This window comes from Amycolatopsis sp. w19 (genome assembly GCF_051373225.1).
Taxonomy (GTDB): Bacteria; Actinomycetota; Actinomycetes; order Mycobacteriales; family Pseudonocardiaceae; genus Amycolatopsis; species Amycolatopsis japonica.
Window position 1 is genome coordinate 123,959 of the sequence record NZ_JBPQFM010000008.1, and the last position, 21,201, is coordinate 145,159.

Genomic DNA, 21,201 nt, shown 5'->3' on the forward strand with positions numbered 1-21,201 from the left:
ACCGCCCACGGGCCGGTACCCCTCCCTGGCTTACTGTCGCGCTTCGGAGAGCCGGTACTCGACGCCACCGACCTCTTCGCCGCGCTGGTCGACCTGAGTCACGTTGACGGTGTACTGCTGTCCCCCTGCCGCCTCCGCTCCGGCCGTGAAGCTCAGCCTGGCGTCCACCTGTTCGCCGGACTTGAACGTCAGACCGCTGATCCGGGCTCGCTGCGGGTTCACGATGGCCAGCTCGGTCTCGCCGATCCGTTCGACACCCTCACCCTTCGCTCCGGCTGCCCGCCAGCGTGCGGCGAGGTCGGGACCGAGATCGATGGTGATCCGCCCCGGGCCGGTGAACGGCCTGCCCGGCTGGGTGAAGACGATGTCGCCGACCGCGGTGGGGTCGGGACCGTCCCAGCCGAACACGATCGGCCGGTACTCGGGGATCTTGATCTTGAACGGCAGGACGTTCACGTTGTGCCAGCCGATGTTGTTGTTCTTGCGCGCGTTGGTGGACGTGCTCAAGCCTTCGGTCGGCAGGTCGGTCGGCGAAAGCCACCGTGCCAGCAGGCAGAAGTGCGAGCCGAACGGGACGGTCCACGGGATGGCGACCGTCTTGGTGCCATACGGTACGGACACGCCGGTCTTCGAACCGATGTAGGTCCACTGGCTTGCCCATTGGGCCACGGTGCCCTGTTTCGTGTAGTAGACCTGCAGTGTCCCCTTCTCGAGCCCGTCCCCATATGGGCCGGGGTTGTTCAACGTGACATGGATGTAGACGTTCTCTCCCTGGTGGACCGGCTGGTCGGTGGCGCAGGGAGTCAAACTCTTGCACACCCGGATGTCGGGGCTGGAGTAGAGCGAACCGGTCGAGGGTTCGAACCCGACATCGGACGTGTTGTCGCGGATGAAGACATCACTCCGGCCACCCGGTGCGGCCTGCACCGCCGGCGCGACCCCCGCGAACAGCGTCGCGGCGGCCAAGATGGCCGAGGCGAGCAGTGCTCGCCTGCGCCGCGGATTCCTGCTGATCATGTTCCCCTCCTAGGGCGAAACGTTCGACCCGTTGACCGTCGGTCAGACCGGTTGTGGCGGGGTTGTCGAGATCGTGTGCCCTAATTGGCCGATTTCGGTGAGTCTTCGCCCGGATACGCTCACCGAGGTCACATGCCGGAGGGAGCAGGGTGCCCGGGCCAGGGGAACTACGGGTGCTGGGCCCGGTCGAAGCGATCGGCCCCACCGGGCGGGCGGAGTTGCACGGCGCCCGCCAGCGAGCCGTGCTCGGCGTTCTCGCCCTGCACGCGGGTTCGGTCGTCCCGATCCCCCGGTTGGTCGACGTGCTCTGGGGTGAAGATCCGCCGCGCACCGCGGTGAAAACCCTGCACAGCCATGTCGCACGGATCCGGCAGGCGCTGGAGGACTGCGGGTTCCCGCTGGTCCTGCAGACGCGCAAACCCGGGTACGTCCTGACGGTCGCACCGTCCTCTGTCGACGCTCTTCGCTTCGAAGAAGAACTTCGTGCCGCCAAGCGGAGTAATCCCGGTCAGGCGGTGACGGCGTTGCGCGAGGCGTTGCGGCTCTGGCGCGGTGAGGCCTTCGCGGACGCCGAACTCGACGGCTGGGGCCTGCGCGAGGTCGAACGGCTCCAGGAACTACGGCTGTCCGCCTGGGAAGAACTTTGGGACGCCGAGCTCAGGCTCGGCGAACACGAAGAGGTCCTCCGGGAACTTCCACGGCTCCGCGCCGAACACCCGTACCGCGAACGGCTCGCCGCGCTGCACATGCTCGCCCTGCATCGCTGCGGCAGACATGCCGAGGCGTTGGAGACGTTCCAGGCCGTGCGCAGAGGGCTGGCGGACGAGTTCGGTGTCGATCCCGGACCGGAACTCGTCGAATTGCACACGTCGATCCTGCGCCGCGCGCCCGAACTCGACGCACCCGCACGGGGTACCGCGCCCGCACAACTCCCGGCCCGTGTCGGACATTTCACCGGGCGGCAGCAGGAGCTCGCTTCACTCGACGAACTGCTCGACGAAGCCGAGCCGCCGGTCGTGGTGATCTCCGGGGCGGCGGGAATGGGGAAGTCCGCGCTCGCCGTGCAGTGGGCGCATCGCATCGCGGATCGCTTCCCCGATGGCCAGCTCTTCCTCGATCTCGCGGGGCACGACCCGAACGAGGCGCTGTCGCCGGGCGACGCGCTCGCGCATCTGTCGCGGGGTCTCGGCCTCCCCGACGACCGGCTGCCCGACGCGACGGCCGAACGCGCGGCGCTCTACCGCTCGCTGCTGCACGGCAGGCGTTGCGTGATCGTCGCCGACAACGCGGGCGGCGTCGACCAGATCCTTCCCCTCGTCCCCGGTACGGCGAAGGCGATGCTGATCGTCACCAGCAGGCAGACACTGGCGGCGCTCGGCAGCAGGCACGCCGTCCGGGTGTTCGCGCTCGACGCGCTGGCCGATCCGGAATCGATGACGCTGCTCACCCGGGTGCTGGGCGCGGACCGGGTCGCCCGCGAGCCCGCGCAGGCCGCGCGGCTGGCCAGGCTGTGTGACGGGATGCCGTTGGCGTTGCGGATCGCCGCCGCGCGCCTGACCGGTGAGCCGAGCCGTCCGATCGCGGAACTCACCCATGAGCTGACCGGTGTCGGACGATTGGAAACCCTTGCGGTGCAAGGGGATTCCCGGACGGTCAAAACTGTCCTCGCGAGTGCCTACCTGCCACTGGAGCATGCTCCGGCCCGCTTGTTCCGGCTGTCCGGGCTGATCCCCGGGACGTCGTTCAGCGCTGCGCTCGGCGGCGCGCTGTGCGGGGTGCCCGCCGAAGCGGGCCGGGCCGCGGCCGCCGAGCTGTCCGCGGCGCACCTGATCACCCCGGCGGGCCCGGATCGCTATCGCCTCCACGACCTGATCCGCGAGTTCGCCGTCGCGTGCGCCGGCACCGACGAAACGACGTCGAGCCGCGCCGAGGCCGCGGACCGGTTGATCGACTGGTATCTGCACGTCGCCGCCGAGGCGAACCGGATCATCGACCCGAACCGCGATCTGGTCGTCCCGGCCTTGCGACACCCGGCACCCGGAAGGCCGTTCCCGGCGGAAAGACGTGCGGCGCTGGCGTTCCTGGGGGCCGAGCGCCCGAATCTGCTGCCCGTGGTGCGCTTCGCACGCGAACACGGCCGCAACACCGCCGCTTGGCAGCTCACTTACCTGCTCACCAGTTTCTACGACACCACGGGCGGCTGGAACGAGCGGATCGGGCTCTGCCGCGAGGGAGCCGCAGCGGCCGCTGAACTCGACGATCCGTTGGCGGAAGCGGAAATGCTGCGTGCGCTGGGCGCGGCCTACTTCATGACCCGCAGGCTCACGGACGCGCTCGAAACCAACGCCCGTGCGTTGAAGGCCGCCCGTGCGGCCGGCGATCTCGAAGGCGAAGGACACATCTACAACAACACCGCGAACGCCTACGCCGCGCTTCGCCGTTTCGACGAGGCGATCACCGCGTACCGGCTCGCGGTCGAGCGGTGCACCTCGGCGGGCAACCGGCTCGGCCGCGCCCTGTCCCAGCGCAACCTCGGCCACGCCTACATTCGCCGCGGCCAGCCGATGGACGGTCTCAGCCCGCTGACGGCCGCGCTGGAGACGTTCCGCGAACTCGGCAACGCCCGGCTGGAAGCTGCCACCCTGGACACCCTCGGCGAGGCCTACGAAGAACTCGGCGATCACGATGTCGCGCTCGACCACCTCGGCAAGGCGCTGGCCGCGTCCAGGGCGATCGGCGACCGCTGGCAGGAGTGGGAGTCGCTGCTGCACGCCGGCCAGGTCCACCTCGCCCGCAAGGATTTCCGGGCCGCCCGGGACGACTTCGACCAGGCACTGCTGATCAGCCGGGACGTCGGGAACCGGCACAGCGAGGCAGCCGCCCTCGACCGGCTCGGCCGCGCCCACCTGGGGCTCGGCGATCTGGCGTCGGCGAGGGAAAGCCTCGAGCGCGGAGTCGCGGTCCGGGCGGGTGTCCCGGATCCGTACGAGGAGGCTCACCTGCACCGCGACCTCGGCGACCTGGAGACACGGTGCGGCGACACGGCCGCCGCGGCCGCCCACTGGGCTCGAGCGATCGAGCTGTACCGGCGGGCGAACGCGACGGCCGACGCCGACCTCGTCACCCGGCGGGGCTGATCACCACGGTGGAGGTCGCGTACGCGAGCCTGCCCTGCGACGGCTCGAAGAACTCGACCCGCGCCTTCCCCGTTTGCCCGGGCAGGACCGTGAGTTCGGCGTATCCCCTGGTCTCACCGCGCTCGAAGGTGACGACACCGTCCTTCACCGGCTCGTGAGCGGAGCCTTCGGTGCGGTAGCGGATCGTGAGCGGTCCCGCGAGCCACGGCCGGGAGAGCACGAGCGGCACCTTGCAGCTGGTGGCCTGCGCGAAGTTCGGCGGGAGCGACCAGCAGATCTCGCCTTCCTGCGTGGTGGCCAGCGGCACGGTCTTGGCCTTGTCGTCGTCGGCCACCCAAGCCACGCCGACGCTGTGCCCGATCCGCACGCCTTTCTCGCCGTACAGGCGCAGCGAGAACAACTCGTCGTTCTCGACGAAGGAATCGGCGCGGACCTTGACCGCGACCGTCTGCGTGTCCGCCTGCCCGGACCAGGTCAGCGTGCCCGCACGCGGCAGATAATCGACGCTCTCCTTCGCTACGAACGCCGGATCGACCGGCGAGCCGTTGCCCTCGATCGTCCGGTATTCGACCGAGCCCTGCGGCGCGCAACCGCCGTCGGCGAGGGAAACGGTGAAGAGAAGGGTGGTGTACCCGGCGCTTGTCCCCTCGGCCTGGCTGACGCCGCTGACGTTCACCACGGGCGTGGTGCAGCCCGTTCCCGCGCCTTCGGCCGCCGGTACCGCGAGCCCGAACGCGATCGCGAACGACGCCCCCAGCGCCGCGATCCGCCTCATCCTTGATCCCATCGAGCGTCCACCCCTTCCGGCGGGCCGCCGTGGCCCGCTGCGACATGGGTATCCGAGTGAGGTTGTCGTGAGGTTGTGACCGGCGGAAGCAAACATGAAAATGATTCATGGCCATCCTCGCCCACGACGTACTACGCTTCGGTAACCAGGCAAAGAAGCGTGAGGAAGGGCAGTCGATGGGCGATGTTGCGGCACGGTTCGCCGAGATCGTCGGGGGCGCGAACTTGCTGTCAGGCGAGGCGATCCCCGAGGACTACGCACACGACGAGGCTTTGACCACCTCGGCGCAGAGGCCCGCCCACCTGGCGAAACCGGGAAGCGCCGAAGAGGTCGCGGAGCTGCTGAAGGCGGCCAGCGAACACGGCGTACCGGTCACCGCGCGCGGGTCGGGCACCGGCCTGTCGGGTGGTGCGCGGCCTCGCGAGGACGGCCTGGTGATCTCCTTCGAACGCATGAACGCGGTGCTGGAGATCGACACCGAAAACCACGTCGCCGTCGTCCAGCCCGGCGTCACACTGTCCGATTTGGACGAAAAGACCACGGAGGCCGGGCTCGGCTACACCGTCTATCCCGGGGAACTGAGCGCGAGTGTCGGTGGCAACGTCGGCACGAACGCGGGCGGCATGCGCGCGGTCAAATACGGCGTCACCCGCCACAACGTCGTGGGCCTGCAGGCCGTGCTGCCGACCGGCGAGATCATCCGGACCGGCGGCAAGACCTCGAAGGTGTCGACGGGCTACGACCTGACCCAGCTGATCATCGGCTCCGAAGGCACCCTCGCGATCGCCACCGAGGTCATCGTGAAGCTGTACCCGCGCCTGCCGCACGGTGCCACGGTGTTCGCCCCGTTCGAGACCTTCGACGAGGTGATGACCGTCGTCCCGAAGATCATCTCCAGCGGGCTCGCGCCGCACATCCTCGAGTACATCGACAATCTGACGCTCGCCGCGATCAGCTACAACGAGAAACTCAGCCTCGGCGTGCCGGACTCCATCCGGGACACCGCGCAGGCCTATCTGGTGGTGGCGCTGGAAAACCGCGACAGCGACCGGCTGCACTCGGACGTCGAGGAGCTCGGCGGGCTGCTGGGAGACCTCGGCGCGATGGACGTGTACGTGCTCGAAGGCCCTTCGGCACGCAAACTCATCGAGGCACGCGAAAAGGCGTTCTGGACGGCCAAGGCGGCAGGTGCCGACGACGTCATCGACGTGGTGGTCCCGAGGTCCGCCATGCCCGAATTCCTGCGCAAGGCGAGGGAAATGGCGATGTCGCGCGAGGCGGGCGCGCTCGGCTGCGGACACGCCGGCGACGGCAACGTCCACCTCGCCATCTTCTGCAAGGACACGGACAAGCGGAAGCAGCTGCTGACCGACATCTTCGCGCTGGGCATGGAACTCGGCGGCGCGATCTCCGGCGAACACGGCCTCGGGAGGGCCAAGGCCGGCTATTTCCTCGACCTGGAGGACCCGGCGAAGATCGCGCTGATGCGCCGGATCAAGGAAAGCTTCGACCCGGCCGGGATCCTCAACCCCGGCGTTCTTTTCGCTGAGAGGGCTTGAAAAGTGAGTGAGATGAACGGCGCCCAGTCCCTGATCCGCACCCTCGTCGACGCGGGGGTCGACGTGTGCTTCTCGAATCCGGGCACCTCGGAGATGCACTTCGTGGCCGCGCTCGACTCCGTGCCCGAGATGCGCGGCGTGCTCGGCCTGTTCGAAGGCGTCGTCACCGGCGCCGCGGACGGGTACGCGCGCATCGCCGACAAGCCGGCCGCGACACTGCTGCACCTCGGCCCCGGACTCGGGAACGGGCTGGCGAACCTGCACAACGCGCGCCGCGCCCACACCCCGATCGTCAACGTGATCGGCGATCACGCGACCTACCACAAGCAGTACGACGCCCCGCTCGAGTCGGACATCGAAGCCGTCGCCGGTTCGCTCGACGGCTGGGTCCGCCGTTCGGAGCACACGAAGGACGTCGGTGCCGACGCCGCGGCGGCGGTCGCGGCGTCGCAGGACGCCCCCGGGCAGGTGGCGACGCTGATCCTCCCCGCCGACGCGTCCTGGGGCGAGGGCGGCGAAGCCTGCGCGCCCATCCCGCCTCGGATCCCGCAGGTCGTCGACGCGACGACGGTGAAGAACATCGCCGAAGTGCTGACCAGTGGTGAACCGGTCGCCCTGCTCGTCGGCGGCAGCGGCTGCCGCGAGGCCGGACTGCGCGCGACCAGCCGGATCGCGGCCGCGACCGGCGTCAAGACGTTCGTCGAGACCTTCCCCGCCCGGCTCGAACGCGGCGAGGGCCTGCCGACGATCGAGCGGCTGGGCTACCTCGCCGAGCAGGTCGCGTACCAGCTCGACGGGATCAAGCACGTGATCGTCGCCGGCACGAAGGCTCCTGTCTCGTTCTTCGCCTATCCAGGCAAGGCGAGCAACCTGGTGCCCGAAGGCGCGCAGGTCCACGTGCTGGCCGAAGTCGCGCAGGACGTGCCGCGAGCTCTGGCCGACGTGGCGGAACTGGTCGCGGCCGAGACCGAGCCGGTACTGCAGGAGGCCGCCCGGCCCGCGTTGCCGTCCGGGCCGCTGACCCCGCAGAACTGGGTCGAGGTGATCGGCGCACTGCTGCCGGAACGCGCGATCATCGCCGACGAAGCGAACACGTCCGGGCTGTTGCTGCCCGCCGCGACCGCGGGTGCGCCCCGGCACGACGTGCTGACCCTGACCGGCGGCGCGATCGGCTACGGCATGCCCGTCGCGACCGGGGCCGCCATCGCCGCGCCGGACCGGCCGGTGATCAACCTGCAGTCCGACGGCAGCGCGCTGTACACGATTTCGGCGCTGTGGACGCAAGCAAGGGAGAACCTCAACGTCACCACCGTCCTGCTGAACAACCGCGCGTACGCGATCCTGCGGCTGGAGCTGCAGCGCGTCGGCGCGGACGCCAACGGCCCCAAGGCGAACGAACTGCTCGACCTTTCCCGGCCGGACATGGACTTCGTCAAGATCGCCGAAGGCATGGGTGTCCCGGCGACCAGGGCGACGACCGCGGAGGAGCTGGCCGAGCAGTTCCAGCGCGCGCTCGCCGAGCCGGGCCCGCACCTGATCGACGCGATCGTCCCGACACTGTTCTGAGCGGGCGCCCTTGCGTTGCGATGAAGTCCTTTCATCGCAACGCAAGGCGCGCTAGTGGACCGAAGCGACCAGCGGCTCGGGCTGACGTTGCTTCGGGACGAAAGCGGTCAAGACAAGCCCCAGGAGCGCCGCACCGGCGGCGACCACGAAGCTCAGCCGGAAGCCCGCCGCGGACGGGACGGAGACCCCGCCGACGGTGATCGCCAGCGACGCGAGCATGGACGCCATCACAGCGCTGGACGTCGACGTGCCGACGGAGCGCATCAGCGAGTTCAGCCCGTTCGCGGACGCGGTTTCGGTGACCGGCACCGAGCCCATGATCAGCGCCGGCATGGCCGCGTAGGCGATGCCCACTCCACCGCCGATGATGATCGACGCCGTGATCAGCTCGACGGCGTTGTCCATCAACACGGTCGCGAAGACATAACCGGTCGCGATGGTGGAGGCACCGACCATCAGCGTCGTACGCGGCCCGTAGCGCTCGATGAGCCGGGCCGAAACCGGCGACAGCATGAACATGACCAGGCCGTTCGGCGCGAGGCAGAGACCGGCCTGCACCATCGTCAGGCCGAGGCCGTAGCCGGTCGACGCGGGCGCCTGCAGCAGCTGCGGGAACGACAACGCCATCGAGTACAGGGCGAAACCGATCATGATCGACGCGAGGTTGGTGAACAACACCGGACGCCGCGCGGAGACTCGCAGATCCACGAGCGGATCCCGGCGTCGCAGCTGGTAGGCACCCCAGACCAGCAGGATCACCAGCGCGCTCCCGCCGAAGGCCAGCGTGCGGCCACTTCCCCAGCCCCATTCGCTGCCCTTGACGATCGGCAACAACAGGCAGACCAGGCCGACCGTCAGCCCCAGGGCACCGAGGTAGTCGAACGGCGCCGGTGTCTTCACCGGCGATTCCGGCACCACGAAGAGGATCAGCAGGCCGCAAATGAGCCCAAGCCCCGCCGACGCCCAGAAGAGGACGTGCCAGTCGGCGTTCTGCGCGACCAGCGCCGACACCGGGAGCCCGATGGCACCGCCGACACCGAGCGTCGAACTCATCACCGAGATCGCGGCACCGACCCGTTCCGGTGCGAGCTCGTCGCGCATGATGCTGATGCCCAGCGGGATCGCGCCCATCGCGCAGCCTTGGAGCCCCCGGCCGACGACCATCAGCGTGAGCGAACTCGTCAGCGCCGACACCACCGAACCGGCGACCAGGAACCCCAGGCTGATCAGCAGCAACCGGCGTTTGCCGTAGAGGTCGCCGAGCCTGCCGCTCACCGGCATCACCACGGCTCCGGCGATCAGGGTCGCCGTCACCACCCACGACGCGTCCGACGGGGTCGTGCCGAGCAGCCGGGGAAATGCCGGGATGAGCGGGACGACCAGCGTCTGCATGAACGAGGCCACCAGCCCGCAAGTGGCGAGCACGACCACGAAGATCCGGGGCGAAGGTGCCCGTCCGACCGGTTTCACCATGCGCATCCCATGATCCGACCTTACACAGCACCACCCTTCCCAGTGAATGAATGACGGACGGGATCACAGCCAGGTGCGGACCCCACCGTGCCCGGAGCAGGTGCCGCGGCGATTCTGGCTGTAGCTGTACGAACCGTCCTTGCAGAGGGCGGTCGCACCGTCGGCCGCGCCGGGGTCGCTCGCCGGCCGATGGACACACACGCCGTCGGTGTTGCGGTAGTAGTCGCTTCCGCATTCCGCCGGATTCGGTGCCTTCGGCGTCACCTGCGTGGTCTTCGGACGCGCCTTCGTCGGCTTCGGCTCGACCTGCTTCGGCACCTCGACCGCGGTCGTGGCCGGTGGAACGAACTGCTGAGGTGTCGGCGTAGGCGTCGCCGTGCTCGTGGTCGTCGGCGGCGTCCACGCGGTACTCGTCGGCGTCGACATCTGACTGCTCGCCGGCGTGACCCGCCCCGTGGGCACGGTCTCCACTCCGCAGGCTCCGGCGACCAGAAGTCCGATCGCCAGTGCCATGCCCAGCTTCGTTGCGCTCTTCGGCATAACAACCTCCCCAGCACCTTGTAGTGCCGCGTAGTCGGGAGATCGTTCGCCGGTGTTAACGGCGGCTGTGGGTCAGTCGACCATCGTGCCGCAACTGATATTCAGCGCCGTCGCCGTCATGCTGCGCGCGTGATCCGACGCGGCGAAGGCGGCCACCCGGGCGACGTCTTCGAGTGAAGCCGTCCGCTTGAGCATCGTCGCGTCGACCATGTCACGGATGGCGTCTTCGAGCCCGGCCTCCGCCGGGATCGTCTCCGGGATCCCGCCGGTGCGCAGGGTCACGACACGGATGCCCTGCGGTCCGAGCTCGCAGGCCAGTCCTCGCCGCAACGCTTCCATCGCGCTGAACGCGACCTGGAGCCCACCGAGGTGATATCCCGGCAGCGGGTCACCGTCGCCACCGAACATCAGGATCACCCCGGACCTCTGCTCGATCATGTGCCGAGCGGCCGCCCGTGCGGTCAGGAAGTTCGTCCGTACCGCCGTCCGGACCGGGCTTTCCAAATCCTCCAACGACATCTCGACGAGCGGAGTGCCTTGGACGTCATTGTGCGTGATCACGTTCATCGAGATGTCGACACTGCCCGCCGTGGAAACCACCGACGCGGCATGCTCGTCGATGGCGGCTTCATCGAGTGCGTCGAACTCCGCTGTTTCGGCTTTCCCGCCGGCCTCCCGGATTTCGTCGGCCAACGCGTCGAGCTTCTTCAGCGTGCGGCCGGTGAGATGGACGGTCGCGCCTTCTCTCGCGAAGCCGCGCGCCACCGCGCTCCCGATTCCGCCCGCCGCCCCGTAGACGATCGCGTTCCTGCCTTCGAGCAACATCGCTTCCTCCTACTTTCCATCCAGTGTGATGAGACCTTCGGGCATTCCTTCCAGCCGGACGTCGGCCCACAGCGGGAGCCACGGGTCGATCTCGTGGAACCGGCGCAATTCCGCCAAACCGCTGAGCCAGCCCATCCACGAGCCGTAGGGCGGCTTCTCGTCGGAGAATCCACTTTGGACGAACGTCAGCTTGGTGCCGCCGCCGGAATCTTCGAGCTCCCACGTGGCGACGACGCCGTCCTGGTACGCGAGCGACATCTTGGTGTCGGGTACCAGGTCGACGATCTTCGCCGGATCCGGGTCGTTCTCCAGTGACCCCATCGCCCAGCGGCCGCCGACCTCGGTCTCCGCCTCGATCCGGGCGCCGAACCAGCGCGTGAACACGGCGGGATCGGCGATCGAGGAGTAGACCTCACCGCGCGGCGCGTCGATCCGCACCTCTTCGCTCATCAGCGGGGAAGTGAGGTCGCAGCGGGCGGTGAGCGGCCGTCCTTCGACGTGGTCGACGAGGTTCGAGAGGGAAAGCGCCCAGAACGTGTACATCATGCCGAGTGACGAATCCGGGTCGGCGAGCATCGCGGTGTAGTCCGGCAGACCGCTCTGGCTGAACGACAAGGACGTGCCGTCCCCGTCTTCCGTCAGCGCGATCTCGACGACGGTCTCCTTGCCGTCGACGGTCCACGCGAACCGCAGGACGTCGTCCTCGGCCAGTAACAGTCGCTGGCGCGGACGATCGCCGTCCGGCGTGTAGCGGCCCCAGAACTCGTACCGGGACGGCAGGTCGACTTCCGCGTACTCGGAAAGCCACTCGCGCAGCGCCCCGGGATCGGTCAGCGCGTGCCAGACCTCGTCGATCGGCGCGCGCAGGCGCACTTGGAACGTCGTCGGCTCAGCCACGGGCTTCTCCCTTCGGGTAACAGGCCACGGCGAGCTTGAAGGCGTCGCCTTCCGCTCCGCCGTAGCGGGTGAACAGGTCCTGCAAAGTCGTCTTCAATTCGTCGAGGAACTCCTGGCGCCGCTCGGGCTCCACCCGGATCTCGCCGGAAACACCGATCGACGGCAGCTCCGGCGCGGCCCGGTCGAGCGCGGCGACGTCCGCCTGGACCTCCTCCATGAGATCCACCAGGTAGCCCAGGCTCAGCTCGTCCCGCGCCACCCGCGGGCCGAGCCGTCCGACCAGTCCGGGTGACAGCCAGTACGAACGGGCGGTCGCCTGGTACACACCCTCACTGACGGCGCGTACCTTCCGCTCCGACACCTGCTTCACGAGACCGGCTTCCACCAGTCGCTTCACGTGGTAATAGACCCGCTGGGGAGTCTGATCCAGCACCGCCGCCACCTCGGTGCACGACCGCGGCTCCGCCAGCTGCCGCAGGACGTCCACCCGCTGCGGTTTCAGCAGCGCCTCCGCCTGCTCCAGCCGATCGAGGTACTCCACATCCTTCACGGCGTCACACCCTTGATCACGAAAATCAGTTTGAACGTAAAAATCCATTTTGTCAATCGGCCCGGATCGCGCTACTCTCGTCGTGTGGCGATCCTGCGGCGGTACGCGGCGGAAATCGCGGTCACCGTGGCGGTGATCGCGGGCTCCGTCGCGGCCTCACTCGGGGACGGCGCGGAGACACCGCGCAACGCGGCCGTCGGCTGGGTCTGCGTGGCGCTCGCCTGCGCGGCGTTGTTCCTGCGCCGCCGGTTCCCGCTCCCTGTCACCATCTTCACCGCGGTGTGCTGCGCGATCTACTACCCGCAGACCGATCCGGACGGGTTCGTCCTGCTCGCGTTCGCCTTCGCGCTGTACAACAACGCCTCGACCGGACGGATCCGGAGCGCGGCGGTCGTCGCGGCGGCCTCGATGGGCGGCGTCGCGATCGGCGAGCTGGGGGCCGGCGCCTCACGGCAGGTGGACAACTTCGCCTTCCTGCTGATGGCGGGCTGGTTCATCGCGCTGGTCGCGGTCGGCGCCGTGACGTACTACCGCCGAGAGGCCGAGCGCACCAAGGAGGCCGAGGCCCAGCGAAGGGCCACCGACGAGCGCCTCCGGATCGCGCGCGAACTGCACGACGTCCTCGGCCACAACCTGGCGCTCATCAACGTTCAGGCCGGTGCGGCCCTGCACGGCAAGGATCCGGCGAAAGCCGAGGAGGCACTGACCACGATCAAAAAGACCAGTAAGGAGGCGTTACGAGAACTCCGCGCCACCCTGGGCATGTTGCGCCAGGCGGACACACCGAGCCTGGCCAGGGTCGCCGAACTGGCCGAGTCGGCGGGCGCGCACGGGCTGACCGTCCGGACCGAGATCGACGGCACGGCGACGGAACTGCCACCCGACGTCGAGCACGCCGCGTTCCGCGTCGTCCAGGAGGCGCTGACCAACGTCGCGCGCCACGCCGCCGCGAACACCGTCGTGGTGCGGATCGGCTACACGCCCCATGATGTGTCCGTGCAGATCGACGACGACGGCCGGGGAGGCACGGCGGAGCCCGGCAACGGGATCCGCGGTATGACCGAACGGGCCGAGGCACTCGGTGGCGAACTCACCGCGGCCGCGCGCGAGGACGGCGGCTTCCGCGTGCGCGCCCGGCTTCCGCTGCGAGCGAAGAAATGATCCGGGTCCTGCTGGTCGACGATCAGCGGCTGGTCCGCGCCGGATTCAAATCCATTTTGGACGGTGAAGACGACATCAGCGTGGTCGCCGAAGCGGCCGACGGGCGTGAATCCCTCGAAGCCGCGCGCGAACACGAACCCGACGTCGTCCTGATGGACATCCGGATGCCGGTGATGGACGGGCTCACCGCGACCCGGCATCTGCTGGGAGATCCGGCGCGGGCCGGGACCAAGGTCGTCATCCTCACCACCTTCGACCTCGACGAGGACGTCTACGGCGCCTTGCGCGCGGGTGCCAGCGGGTTCCTGGTCAAGGACACCGAACCGGAGGAGCTGATCCACGGTGTCCGCGTGGTCGCCAGGGGCGACGCGTTGCTCGCGCCGTCGATCACCCGCCGCCTGATCTCCGAATTCGCCGGCCGGGTGGACCGGCCCGCCCCCTCGCCCACCCTGAACCGGCTCACCGAGCGGGAACGCGAGGTGATGAGCCTGGTCGCGGCCGGATTGTCCAACGACGAGATCGCGAAGGAACTGGTGCTCAGCCCGGCGACGGCGAAGACGCACGTCAGCCGGATCATGACCAAAGTGGACGTCCGTGATCGCGCGCAGCTCGTCGTGCTGGCCTACGAATCGGGCATGGTCACCCCCCGCTGGTTGACCCCGTGACCACAACCCCGGTAGTACGGGAAGCGCCTTAGGGGTACCCAGAAGTTGCGGCCCGAGTGCCCGCCCGGGCCCGACGATATGCGGCCGGGAAAAGCCGATGCTTTCCGCCATGGACACCATCACTCTTTCCGAGAGGCGGCCTGGGGGCGGTCTCTCGAAGCTGGCGGGCTGGTCTCAGCGCCACCGCTGGCTCGCCGTTTCGCTCTGGCTGCTCACCCTCGTCGGTGTCACGCTGGGCTCGCAGCTGGCGGGCAGTGCCTACCACGACGACCATTCCCTGCCGGGTACCGAATCCCAGCAGATCTCGGACCTGTTCAAAGCGCAGGCCCCCGCCCAGACCGGCGCGACGGCCGAAATCGTCTTCAAGACCGAGGGCGGACTCGCGACCGCACGCGGGCCGATCGACACGATGCTCGCCGAAGTCCGGAACCAGCCGCACGTGAAGTCGGTGACGAGTCCGTTCGACACCCCTTCGGCCCTCTCACGTGAGGGCACGATCGGCTACGCGGCGGTCGCTTTCGACCTGGAGTCGAAAGATCTGCCGTACGACGACATCGTGCGCGTCGTCGACACCGCGAAGAAGGCGGAGACCGCCGCGCTCCAGGTCGAACTCGGTGGCGAGCCCATCAAGCGGACCAGCGGGGGCGGTGGCCCGTCGGAGGGTGTCGGCTTGCTCGCCGCGCTGGTGATCCTCGTCTTCCTGTTCCGCTCGATCCTCGCCGCCGGGCTCCCGGTGATCACGGCGATCTTCGCCGTCGGCAGCACACTCGGCGTGATCGTGCTCGTCAGCAGGTTCGTCGACATCGCGAGCTACACGGCGCCGCTGATGATGCTGGTCGGCTTCGGCGTCGGCGTGGACTACGCGCTGCTCATCTTTTCTCGCTATCGCGGCGAAATCGTCGGCGGTCTCGACCGCGAACGGGCGGCGCGGCGGGCGCTGGACACCGCGGGCCGGTCGGTGCTGTTCGCCGGTGGCACGGTGATCATCGCGTTGCTCGGCCTGCTCGCGCTCGGCCTCGGTTCGCTGCGCGGGGTAGCTCTCGCGGTCGCGCTCACGGTGCTCGTGACGATGCTCGCCTCGATCACCCTGCTGCCCGCGCTGCTCTCGCTTTTCGGGCGCCGCCTGGAAAAGGGCATCCGCAAGCACGCCGCGAAACGCGAACACGGCAAGGCGTGGGGCAAGCTCGGGGACGCGGTGCAACGACGGCCGATGGTGCCGCTCGCGATCGGGCTGCTCGTCCTCGTCGGGCTTTCCTTGCCCGCGCTGGGAATGCGCCTCGGATTCGCCGACGCGGGCACCGACCCGGAGACGTCGACCACCCGGCAGGCCTACGACCTGATGGCGGAGGGTTTCGGCCCCGGGTTCAGCGAGCCGTTGATCGTGGTCACCGAGAACGGCGACGGCGTCGCGCTGCGACGGAAACTCGAAGCCACGCCAGGGATCGCCGAAGTGACGCCGCCGATGGGCCAGGGTGTCACGACGGTTCTCGCGTTCCCCACGTCCTCGCCGCAGGACGCCGCGACCGCCGATCTGGTCGAGCGGCTGCGGACCGAGGTTCTGCCGGGTCTGCCGGGTAAGTACCTGGTCGGCGGAAGTGTCGCTGCCGCGGTGGACTTCGCGGACGCCGTCGGAGACCGGTTGCCGCTGTTCGTGCTGGTGGTCGTCGGCTTGTCGGCGTTGCTGCTGATGGTCGTCTTCCGCTCGATCCTGATCCCGCTCAAGGCGGCCGTGCTGAACCTGCTGAGCATCGGCGCCGCGCTCGGCGTGATGACGGCGGTGTTCGGCGACGGCCTGTTCGGGGCACAGGCGGGACCGGTCGAGGCGTTCGTGCCGGTGCTGATCTTCGCGATCGTGTTCGGGCTTTCCATGGACTACGAGGTGTTCCTGGTGTCCCGGATGCACGAGGAGTGGCGGCGTACCGGCGACGCGCGGCATGCCGTCCGCGAAGGGCTCGCCTCCACCGGTGGGGTGATCACGGCCGCGGCGGCGATCATGATCGTGGTGTTCGGCGCGTTCCTGCTCAATCCCGACCGGATGCTGGCGCAGTTCGGTCTCGGGCTGGCGGTGGCGGTGCTGGTGGACGCGTTCGTGATCCGCTGTCTCGTGGTGCCCGCGGTGATGCGGCTGCTCGGGGAACGCGCCTGGTGGCTGCCGCGGTGGCTGGACCGCCGATTGCCGCACGTGGCGCTGGAACCGTCGTCGCGCTAGTCCCCGGATGACATGAAAGGCCCCTTCATTGCAAATTTCGCAATGAAGGGGCCTTTCATAGCACGCGCTTATTCGTAGATCTCGCCCTTCGCGGCCTTCTCGACCAGCGAAGCGGGCGGGGTGAAGTGGTCGCCGTAGCGCTCCGCGAGCTCACGCGCGCGGTCGACGAAGCCCTGCAGGCCACCCTCGTACTGGTTGATGTACTGGATGACACCACCGGTCCACGCCGGGAAGCCGATACCGAAGATAGAGCCGATGTTGGCGTCGGCGACGGTGGTGAGCACGCCTTCGTCGAAGCACTTCACGGTCTCGAGCGCCTCGGCGAACAGCATCCGCTCCTTGAGGTCCTCGAAGGGAACCTCGGCGCTGCCCGACTTGAACGCGTCGCGCAGGCCCGGCCAGAGACCGGTCCGCTTGCCCGACTCGTCGTAGTCGTAGAAGCCCGAGCCGGTGGAACGGCCCTTGCGGTCGAACTCCTCCACCATCCGGTCGATGACGCCCTCGGACGCGTGCGCGTTCCAGGTGCCGCCGGCGGCCTCGATCGCTTCGCGGGTCTCCTTGCGGATCTTGCGCGGCAGCGTCAGAGTCAGCTCGTCCATCAGCTGCAGCGGCGGGGCCGGGTACCCGGCCTGCGAACCGGCCTGCTCGATCGACGCCGGCTCGACACCCTCGCCCAGCGCGGCCACGGCCTCGTTGAGGAACGTGCCGATGACGCGCGAGGTGAAGAAGCCGCGGCTGTCGTTGACGACGATCGGGGTCTTCTTGATCTGCAGCGTGTAGTCGAAGACCTTCGCCAGCGTGGCGGGCGAGGTCTTCTCACCGCAGATGATCTCGACCAGCGGCATCTTGTCCACCGGCGAGAAGAAGTGGATCCCGATGAAGTCCTCGGTCCGCTGGACACCCTCGGCGAGCGCGGTGATCGGCAGCGTGGAGGTGTTGGAACCGAGCACGGCGTCGGGGTTGACGATGCCCTCGATCTCCTGGAACACCTTGTGCTTCAGCTCGACGCTCTCGAAGACGGCCTCGATCACGAAGTCGACGCCGGCGAAGTCCTCCGCCTTGTCGGTCGGCTTGATCTTGGCGAGCAGCGCGTCGGACTTCTCCTGCGTGGTCTTACCGCGGGAGAGCGCCTTCTCCTCCAGCTTGACCGCGTAGCCCTTGCCCTTTTCGGCGCCTTCGAGGGTGACGTCCTTGAGCACGACGTCGATGCCGGCCTTGGCCGAGACGTACGCGATCGCGGCGCCCATCATGCCCGCGCCGACGACGCCGACCTTCTTGGCGGTGTACTTCTCGAAGCCGTCCGGACGGGAGCCGCCGGAGTTGATGCTCTGCAGGTCGAAGAAGAACGCCTTCGTCATGTTCTTCGAGACCTGGCCGGTGGCGAGGCTGATGAAGTAGCGCGTCTCGACGGTGATCGCGGTGTCGAAGTCGACCTGCGAGCCCTCGATGGCCGCGGCCAGGATCGCCCGCGGGGCCGGCATGTTGGCGCCCTTGATCTGCTTGCGCAGGTTCGCCGGGAACGCGGGCAGGTTCGCCGCGAAGCTCGGGTTCGACGGGGTGCCGCCCGGGATCTTGTAGCCCTTGACGTCCCACGGCTGCACGCCGCCCTCGGGGTTGGCCTTGATCCACGCCTTCGCGGCGGGAACCAGTTCCTCGACAGTGCCGACGAGCTCGTGCACGAGGCCGAGTTCCTTGGCCTTGGCCGGGCGGTGCCGCTGGCCCTGCAGCAGCACGTTCAGCAGCGCGCTCTGGATGCCCAGCAGGCGCACGGTGCGGACCACGCCACCGCCGCCGGGGAGCAGGCCGAGGGTGACCTCGGGGAGGCCGATCTGGCTGCCCTTGACGTCGGCCGCGATGCGGTGATGCGTCGCGAGCGCGAGTTCGAGGCCGCCACCGAGCGCGGCGCCGTTGATGGCGGCCACGACCGGCTTGCCCAGCTGCTCGAGCCGTCGCATCTGGCCCTTCATCAGGGAGCTGCTCTGGGTGATCTCGGCGGCGTGCTCCGGCTTGGCCTGGATCAGGTCGTTGAGGTCGCCACCGGCGAAGAAGGTCTTCTTGGCCGAGGTGAGGACGACACCGGTGATGTTGTCCTTCTCCGCCTCCAGGCGGTCCACGACGACGCCGAGCGACTCGCGGAAGTCGGCGTTCATCGTGTTGGCGGACTGCTTCGGGTCGTCCAGGGTGAGCACGACGATGCCGTCGGCGTCCTGCTCCCAGCGGATGGTCTTCGCTTCAGTCATTGTCTCTTCCTCAGACCCGCTCGATGATGGTCGCGACGCCCATGCCGCCGCCGATGCACAGGGTGACCAGGGCGCGGCGCGCCTGACGACGCTCCAGCTCGTCGACGACGGTGCCGACCAGCATCGCGCCGGTGGCGCCCAGCGGGTGCCCCATCGCGATGGCGCCGCCGTTGACGTTGACCTTCTCCTCGTCGAGGTGCAGGTCCTTGATCCACTTGAGGACGACCGAGGCGAAGGCCTCGTTCAGCTCCCACAGGTCGATGTCGTCCGGGGTGAGGCCGGCGATCTTGAGGACCTTCTCGGTGGCCGGGGTCGGGCCGGTGAGCATGATCGTGGGCTCGGAGCCGACGGTCGCGGTGGCCACGATGCGGGCGCGCGGGGTCAGGCCGAAGTCCTTGCCGATCTGCTCGTTGCCGACCAGGACGACGGCGGCGCCGTCGACGATGCCGGACGAGTTGCCGCCGGTGTGGACGTGGTCGATCTTCTCGACCGAGTGGTACTTCTGCAGGGCGACGGCGTCGAAGCCGCCCAGCTCGCCGATACCGGCGAAGGCGGGCTTGAGCTTGCCGAGGCCCTCGACGGTGCTACCGGGGCGACGGTGCTCGTCGTGGTCGAGGATCGTGACGCCGTTGATGTCCTTCACCGGGACGACGGACTTCGCGAAGTAGCCGCCGGACCAGGCCGCTTCGGCCTTCTCCTGCGAGCGCACGGCCCACGCGTCGACGTCCTCGCGGGAGAAGCCCTCGATGGTCGCGATCAGGTCGGCGCCGGTGCCCTGCGGGACGATGTAGTTGTCGTAGGCGGTGGCAGGGTCCATGAACAGCGCGCCGCCGTCGGAACCCATCGGCACGCGCGACATCGACTCGACGCCACCGGCGATGATCAGCTGGTCCCAGCCGGAGCGCACCTTCTGCGCGGCGGTGTTGGTGGCTTCGAGGCCGGAGGCGCAGAAGCGGTTCAGCTGTACACCGGCTACCGACTCGGGAAGACCCGCGTTCAAGGCGGCGGTGCGCGCGATCACGGCGCCCTGCTCGCCGACCGGGGACACGACGCCGAGGACGATGTCGTCGATCACGGCGGGGTCGAGGTTCGGGTGCCGGACCTTCAGTTCTTCGATGAGGCCGACCACGAGATCGACCGGCTTGGTGCCGTGGAGGGCACCGCCCTTGTTCTTGCCGCGAGGCGTACGGATCGCCTCGTAGATGTAGGCCTCGCTACTCACAGAAAAACTCCTCCGCGTACGGCGCTGTATCAGGATCAAAAGTACCGGCCAGTAGCCATGCTAATGCCGATTAACATAAACCGCGATAACCCCATGGTGTCAATGGGTTGCGATGCACGCAACCGGCGCTATCGTGGGTTCACCTATGGATCACCCGACCGAGCGTTCACCCCGACCGCGCGACCGCAAGGCCCAGCTGGCAGGCCTCGCCGCGGAGCTCTTTCGCGCCCGCGGGTTCCACGGCGTCGGCATCAACGACATCGCCGCCGCGGCCGGGATCACCGGGCCCGCGCTGTACCGGCATTTCGCGGACAAGCAGGCGGTGCTGTCCTACGTCGTGCTGTCCGGCATCGACGACATGGAGGCGGCCACCACCGAGACGCTCGACGACGGTCTCCCCGTTCCCGCCCAGGTCAACGCCCTGTTGGGCACTCTCGCGGCTCAGGCGGTGGAGCGGCGCGAGGTCGCCGCGCTGTGGCGCTGGGAGGGCAGGCATCTGCCCCGGGAGGAACGGCGCGAGATCCGCCGCCGGTCCGGCGCGGTGCTCGAAGCGTGGTCCAAGGCGCTGCGCGCGTTGCGTCCGGAACTGACCGCCGACGACGCCGAGCTGCTGTGCTGGGCGGGGCTGAGCGTGTTCGGCAGCGTCTCCGTGCATCACACGTCCGTGGCGAAGAAACGCTTCGCGCAGATCCTCGTGCAGCTGGCGGAGTCGGTGCTGCATGTCACACTCCCCGAACCCGAGGAGACGCCGGAGGAGACGCCGTCGATGGCGCTCGGCGAGCCGTCCCGCCGCGAGCAGATCCTCGCCGCCGCGACCGAGCTGTTCGGGCAACGCGGCTTCCGCTCGGTGAGCATGGAGGAGATCGGCGCGGCGGCCGGGATCGCCGGTCCCAGCGTGTACCGGCACTTCCCCAGCAAGGCCGCGCTGATGGTGGCGATCGGGCATCGAGCGGCCGACCGGCTGGCTCTCGCCGCGGAACGCGCACTGCGGACCGACGACGAACGCGACGCGCTCCGCAGGCTGGCGGCGTCCTATGTGCACACCCTGCTGCGCACGCCCGAGCTGCTGGTGTCCTTCTCCGGCAGCCCCATGGAGCTGCCGGAACGCGACAAGGCGGACCTGATCCGGGTCCAGCGTGACTACGTCGCGCGCTGGATCGCGCTGACGTCGGAAGTCCACCCGGAGCTGAGCCTGCGCGAAGTGAAGATCACCGTGCACGCGGCGCTGACCATCGCGAACGACCTCGCGCGCACCCGGCGGGTCAACGGCCGCCCGGACATCGAGGCCGAGCTGACCGCGCTGACGCACGCCGTCCTGAAAGTCAGCTCTTAGCAAACTCACGTGTCCCGCAA

General features: G+C 68.7%; 16 protein-coding genes. 7 read left to right on the forward strand and 9 right to left on the reverse strand.

The window, feature by feature from the left end:
• Positions 1-30: 30 nt before the first annotated feature.
• Positions 31-1,017: a hypothetical protein gene (locus ACSMFO_RS18270; protein ID WP_436459737.1), complete on the reverse strand. Its 987-nt coding sequence runs from the start codon at positions 1,015-1,017 to the stop codon at positions 31-33.
• A gap of 149 nt (positions 1,018-1,166) precedes the next feature.
• Between ACSMFO_RS18270 and ACSMFO_RS18275 the strand changes: the two genes are divergently transcribed.
• The gene (locus ACSMFO_RS18275) at positions 1,167-4,154 is read left to right on the forward strand and encodes a BTAD domain-containing putative transcriptional regulator (protein WP_436459739.1); all 2,988 of its coding nucleotides are present in this window, start codon (positions 1,167-1,169) and stop codon (positions 4,152-4,154) included.
• Here ACSMFO_RS18275 and ACSMFO_RS18280 read toward each other — a convergent pair.
• A complete protein-coding gene (locus tag ACSMFO_RS18280; protein ID WP_436459741.1) occupies positions 4,138-4,929 on the reverse strand; it encodes a Calx-beta domain-containing protein in 792 nt (263 codons plus the stop codon). The genes ACSMFO_RS18275 and ACSMFO_RS18280 overlap by 17 nt on opposite strands.
• Positions 4,930-5,117: 188 nt before the next feature.
• Here ACSMFO_RS18280 and ACSMFO_RS18285 point away from each other — a divergent pair, with 188 nt between their 5' ends.
• On the forward strand, positions 5,118-6,500 hold the full coding sequence (locus ACSMFO_RS18285) for an FAD-binding oxidoreductase (RefSeq protein ID WP_436459743.1): 1,383 nt from the start codon (positions 5,118-5,120) through the stop codon (positions 6,498-6,500).
• A 12-nt stretch (positions 6,501-6,512) separates the two neighbouring features.
• Entirely contained in the window at positions 6,513-8,066 is a 1,554-nt protein-coding gene (locus ACSMFO_RS18290; RefSeq protein ID WP_436459745.1) for an acetolactate synthase large subunit, read from the forward strand.
• Positions 8,067-8,117: 51 nt separating this feature from the next.
• On the opposite strand, the gene ACSMFO_RS18295 is transcribed toward ACSMFO_RS18290, so the two are convergent.
• The 5 genes from ACSMFO_RS18295 to ACSMFO_RS18315 form a co-directional block, all read right to left on the reverse strand.
• Positions 8,118-9,545, reverse strand: coding sequence for an MFS transporter (locus ACSMFO_RS18295; RefSeq protein WP_436459747.1), 1,428 nt, complete (start codon positions 9,543-9,545; stop codon positions 8,118-8,120).
• Positions 9,546-9,602: 57 nt separating this feature from the next.
• On the reverse strand, positions 9,603-10,079 hold the full coding sequence (locus ACSMFO_RS18300) for a DUF3761 domain-containing protein (RefSeq protein WP_436459749.1): 477 nt from the start codon (positions 10,077-10,079) through the stop codon (positions 9,603-9,605).
• 72 nt (positions 10,080-10,151) lie between these two features.
• A complete protein-coding gene (locus ACSMFO_RS18305; RefSeq protein WP_436459750.1) occupies positions 10,152-10,904 on the reverse strand; it encodes an SDR family NAD(P)-dependent oxidoreductase in 753 nt (250 codons plus the stop codon).
• Between the two features lie 9 nt (positions 10,905-10,913).
• The gene (locus tag ACSMFO_RS18310; RefSeq protein ID WP_436459752.1) at positions 10,914-11,801 is read right to left on the reverse strand and encodes an SRPBCC family protein; all 888 of its coding nucleotides are present in this window, start codon (positions 11,799-11,801) and stop codon (positions 10,914-10,916) included.
• Positions 11,794-12,351: an ArsR/SmtB family transcription factor gene (locus ACSMFO_RS18315; RefSeq protein WP_436459754.1), complete on the reverse strand. Its 558-nt coding sequence runs from the start codon at positions 12,349-12,351 to the stop codon at positions 11,794-11,796. Before ACSMFO_RS18315 ends, ACSMFO_RS18310 begins: the two co-directional genes overlap by 8 nt.
• 84 nt (positions 12,352-12,435) lie before the next feature.
• Here ACSMFO_RS18315 and ACSMFO_RS18320 point away from each other — a divergent pair, with 84 nt between their 5' ends.
• The 3 genes from ACSMFO_RS18320 to ACSMFO_RS18330 all read left to right on the forward strand — a co-directional run bounded on the left by ACSMFO_RS18320 (position 12,436) and on the right by ACSMFO_RS18330 (position 16,386).
• Positions 12,436-13,512 (forward strand): sensor histidine kinase, encoded by a 1,077-nt coding sequence (locus ACSMFO_RS18320; RefSeq protein WP_436459756.1) that lies wholly within the window; start codon positions 12,436-12,438, stop codon positions 13,510-13,512.
• Entirely contained in the window at positions 13,509-14,177 is a 669-nt protein-coding gene (locus ACSMFO_RS18325; RefSeq protein WP_038508744.1) for a response regulator, read from the forward strand. Before ACSMFO_RS18320 ends, ACSMFO_RS18325 begins: the two co-directional genes overlap by 4 nt.
• 109 nt (positions 14,178-14,286) lie before the next feature.
• A complete protein-coding gene (locus ACSMFO_RS18330; RefSeq protein ID WP_436459759.1) occupies positions 14,287-16,386 on the forward strand; it encodes an MMPL family transporter in 2,100 nt (699 codons plus the stop codon).
• A 68-nt stretch (positions 16,387-16,454) separates the two neighbouring features.
• Here the strand turns inward: ACSMFO_RS18330 and ACSMFO_RS18335 are convergent, their stop codons facing one another.
• Both ACSMFO_RS18335 and ACSMFO_RS18340 read right to left on the reverse strand, forming a co-directional pair.
• Positions 16,455-18,626, reverse strand: a complete 2,172-nt coding sequence (locus ACSMFO_RS18335) for a 3-hydroxyacyl-CoA dehydrogenase NAD-binding domain-containing protein (protein WP_038508742.1) — start codon at positions 18,624-18,626, stop codon at positions 16,455-16,457.
• 10 nt (positions 18,627-18,636) lie between these two features.
• Positions 18,637-19,848 (reverse strand): acetyl-CoA C-acetyltransferase, encoded by a 1,212-nt coding sequence (locus ACSMFO_RS18340; protein WP_038508740.1) that lies wholly within the window; start codon positions 19,846-19,848, stop codon positions 18,637-18,639.
• A 145-nt stretch (positions 19,849-19,993) separates the two neighbouring features.
• Between ACSMFO_RS18340 and ACSMFO_RS18345 the strand changes: the two genes are divergently transcribed.
• Positions 19,994-21,181 (forward strand): TetR/AcrR family transcriptional regulator, encoded by a 1,188-nt coding sequence (locus tag ACSMFO_RS18345; protein ID WP_436459761.1) that lies wholly within the window; start codon positions 19,994-19,996, stop codon positions 21,179-21,181.
• Positions 21,182-21,201: the final 20 nt, after the last annotated feature.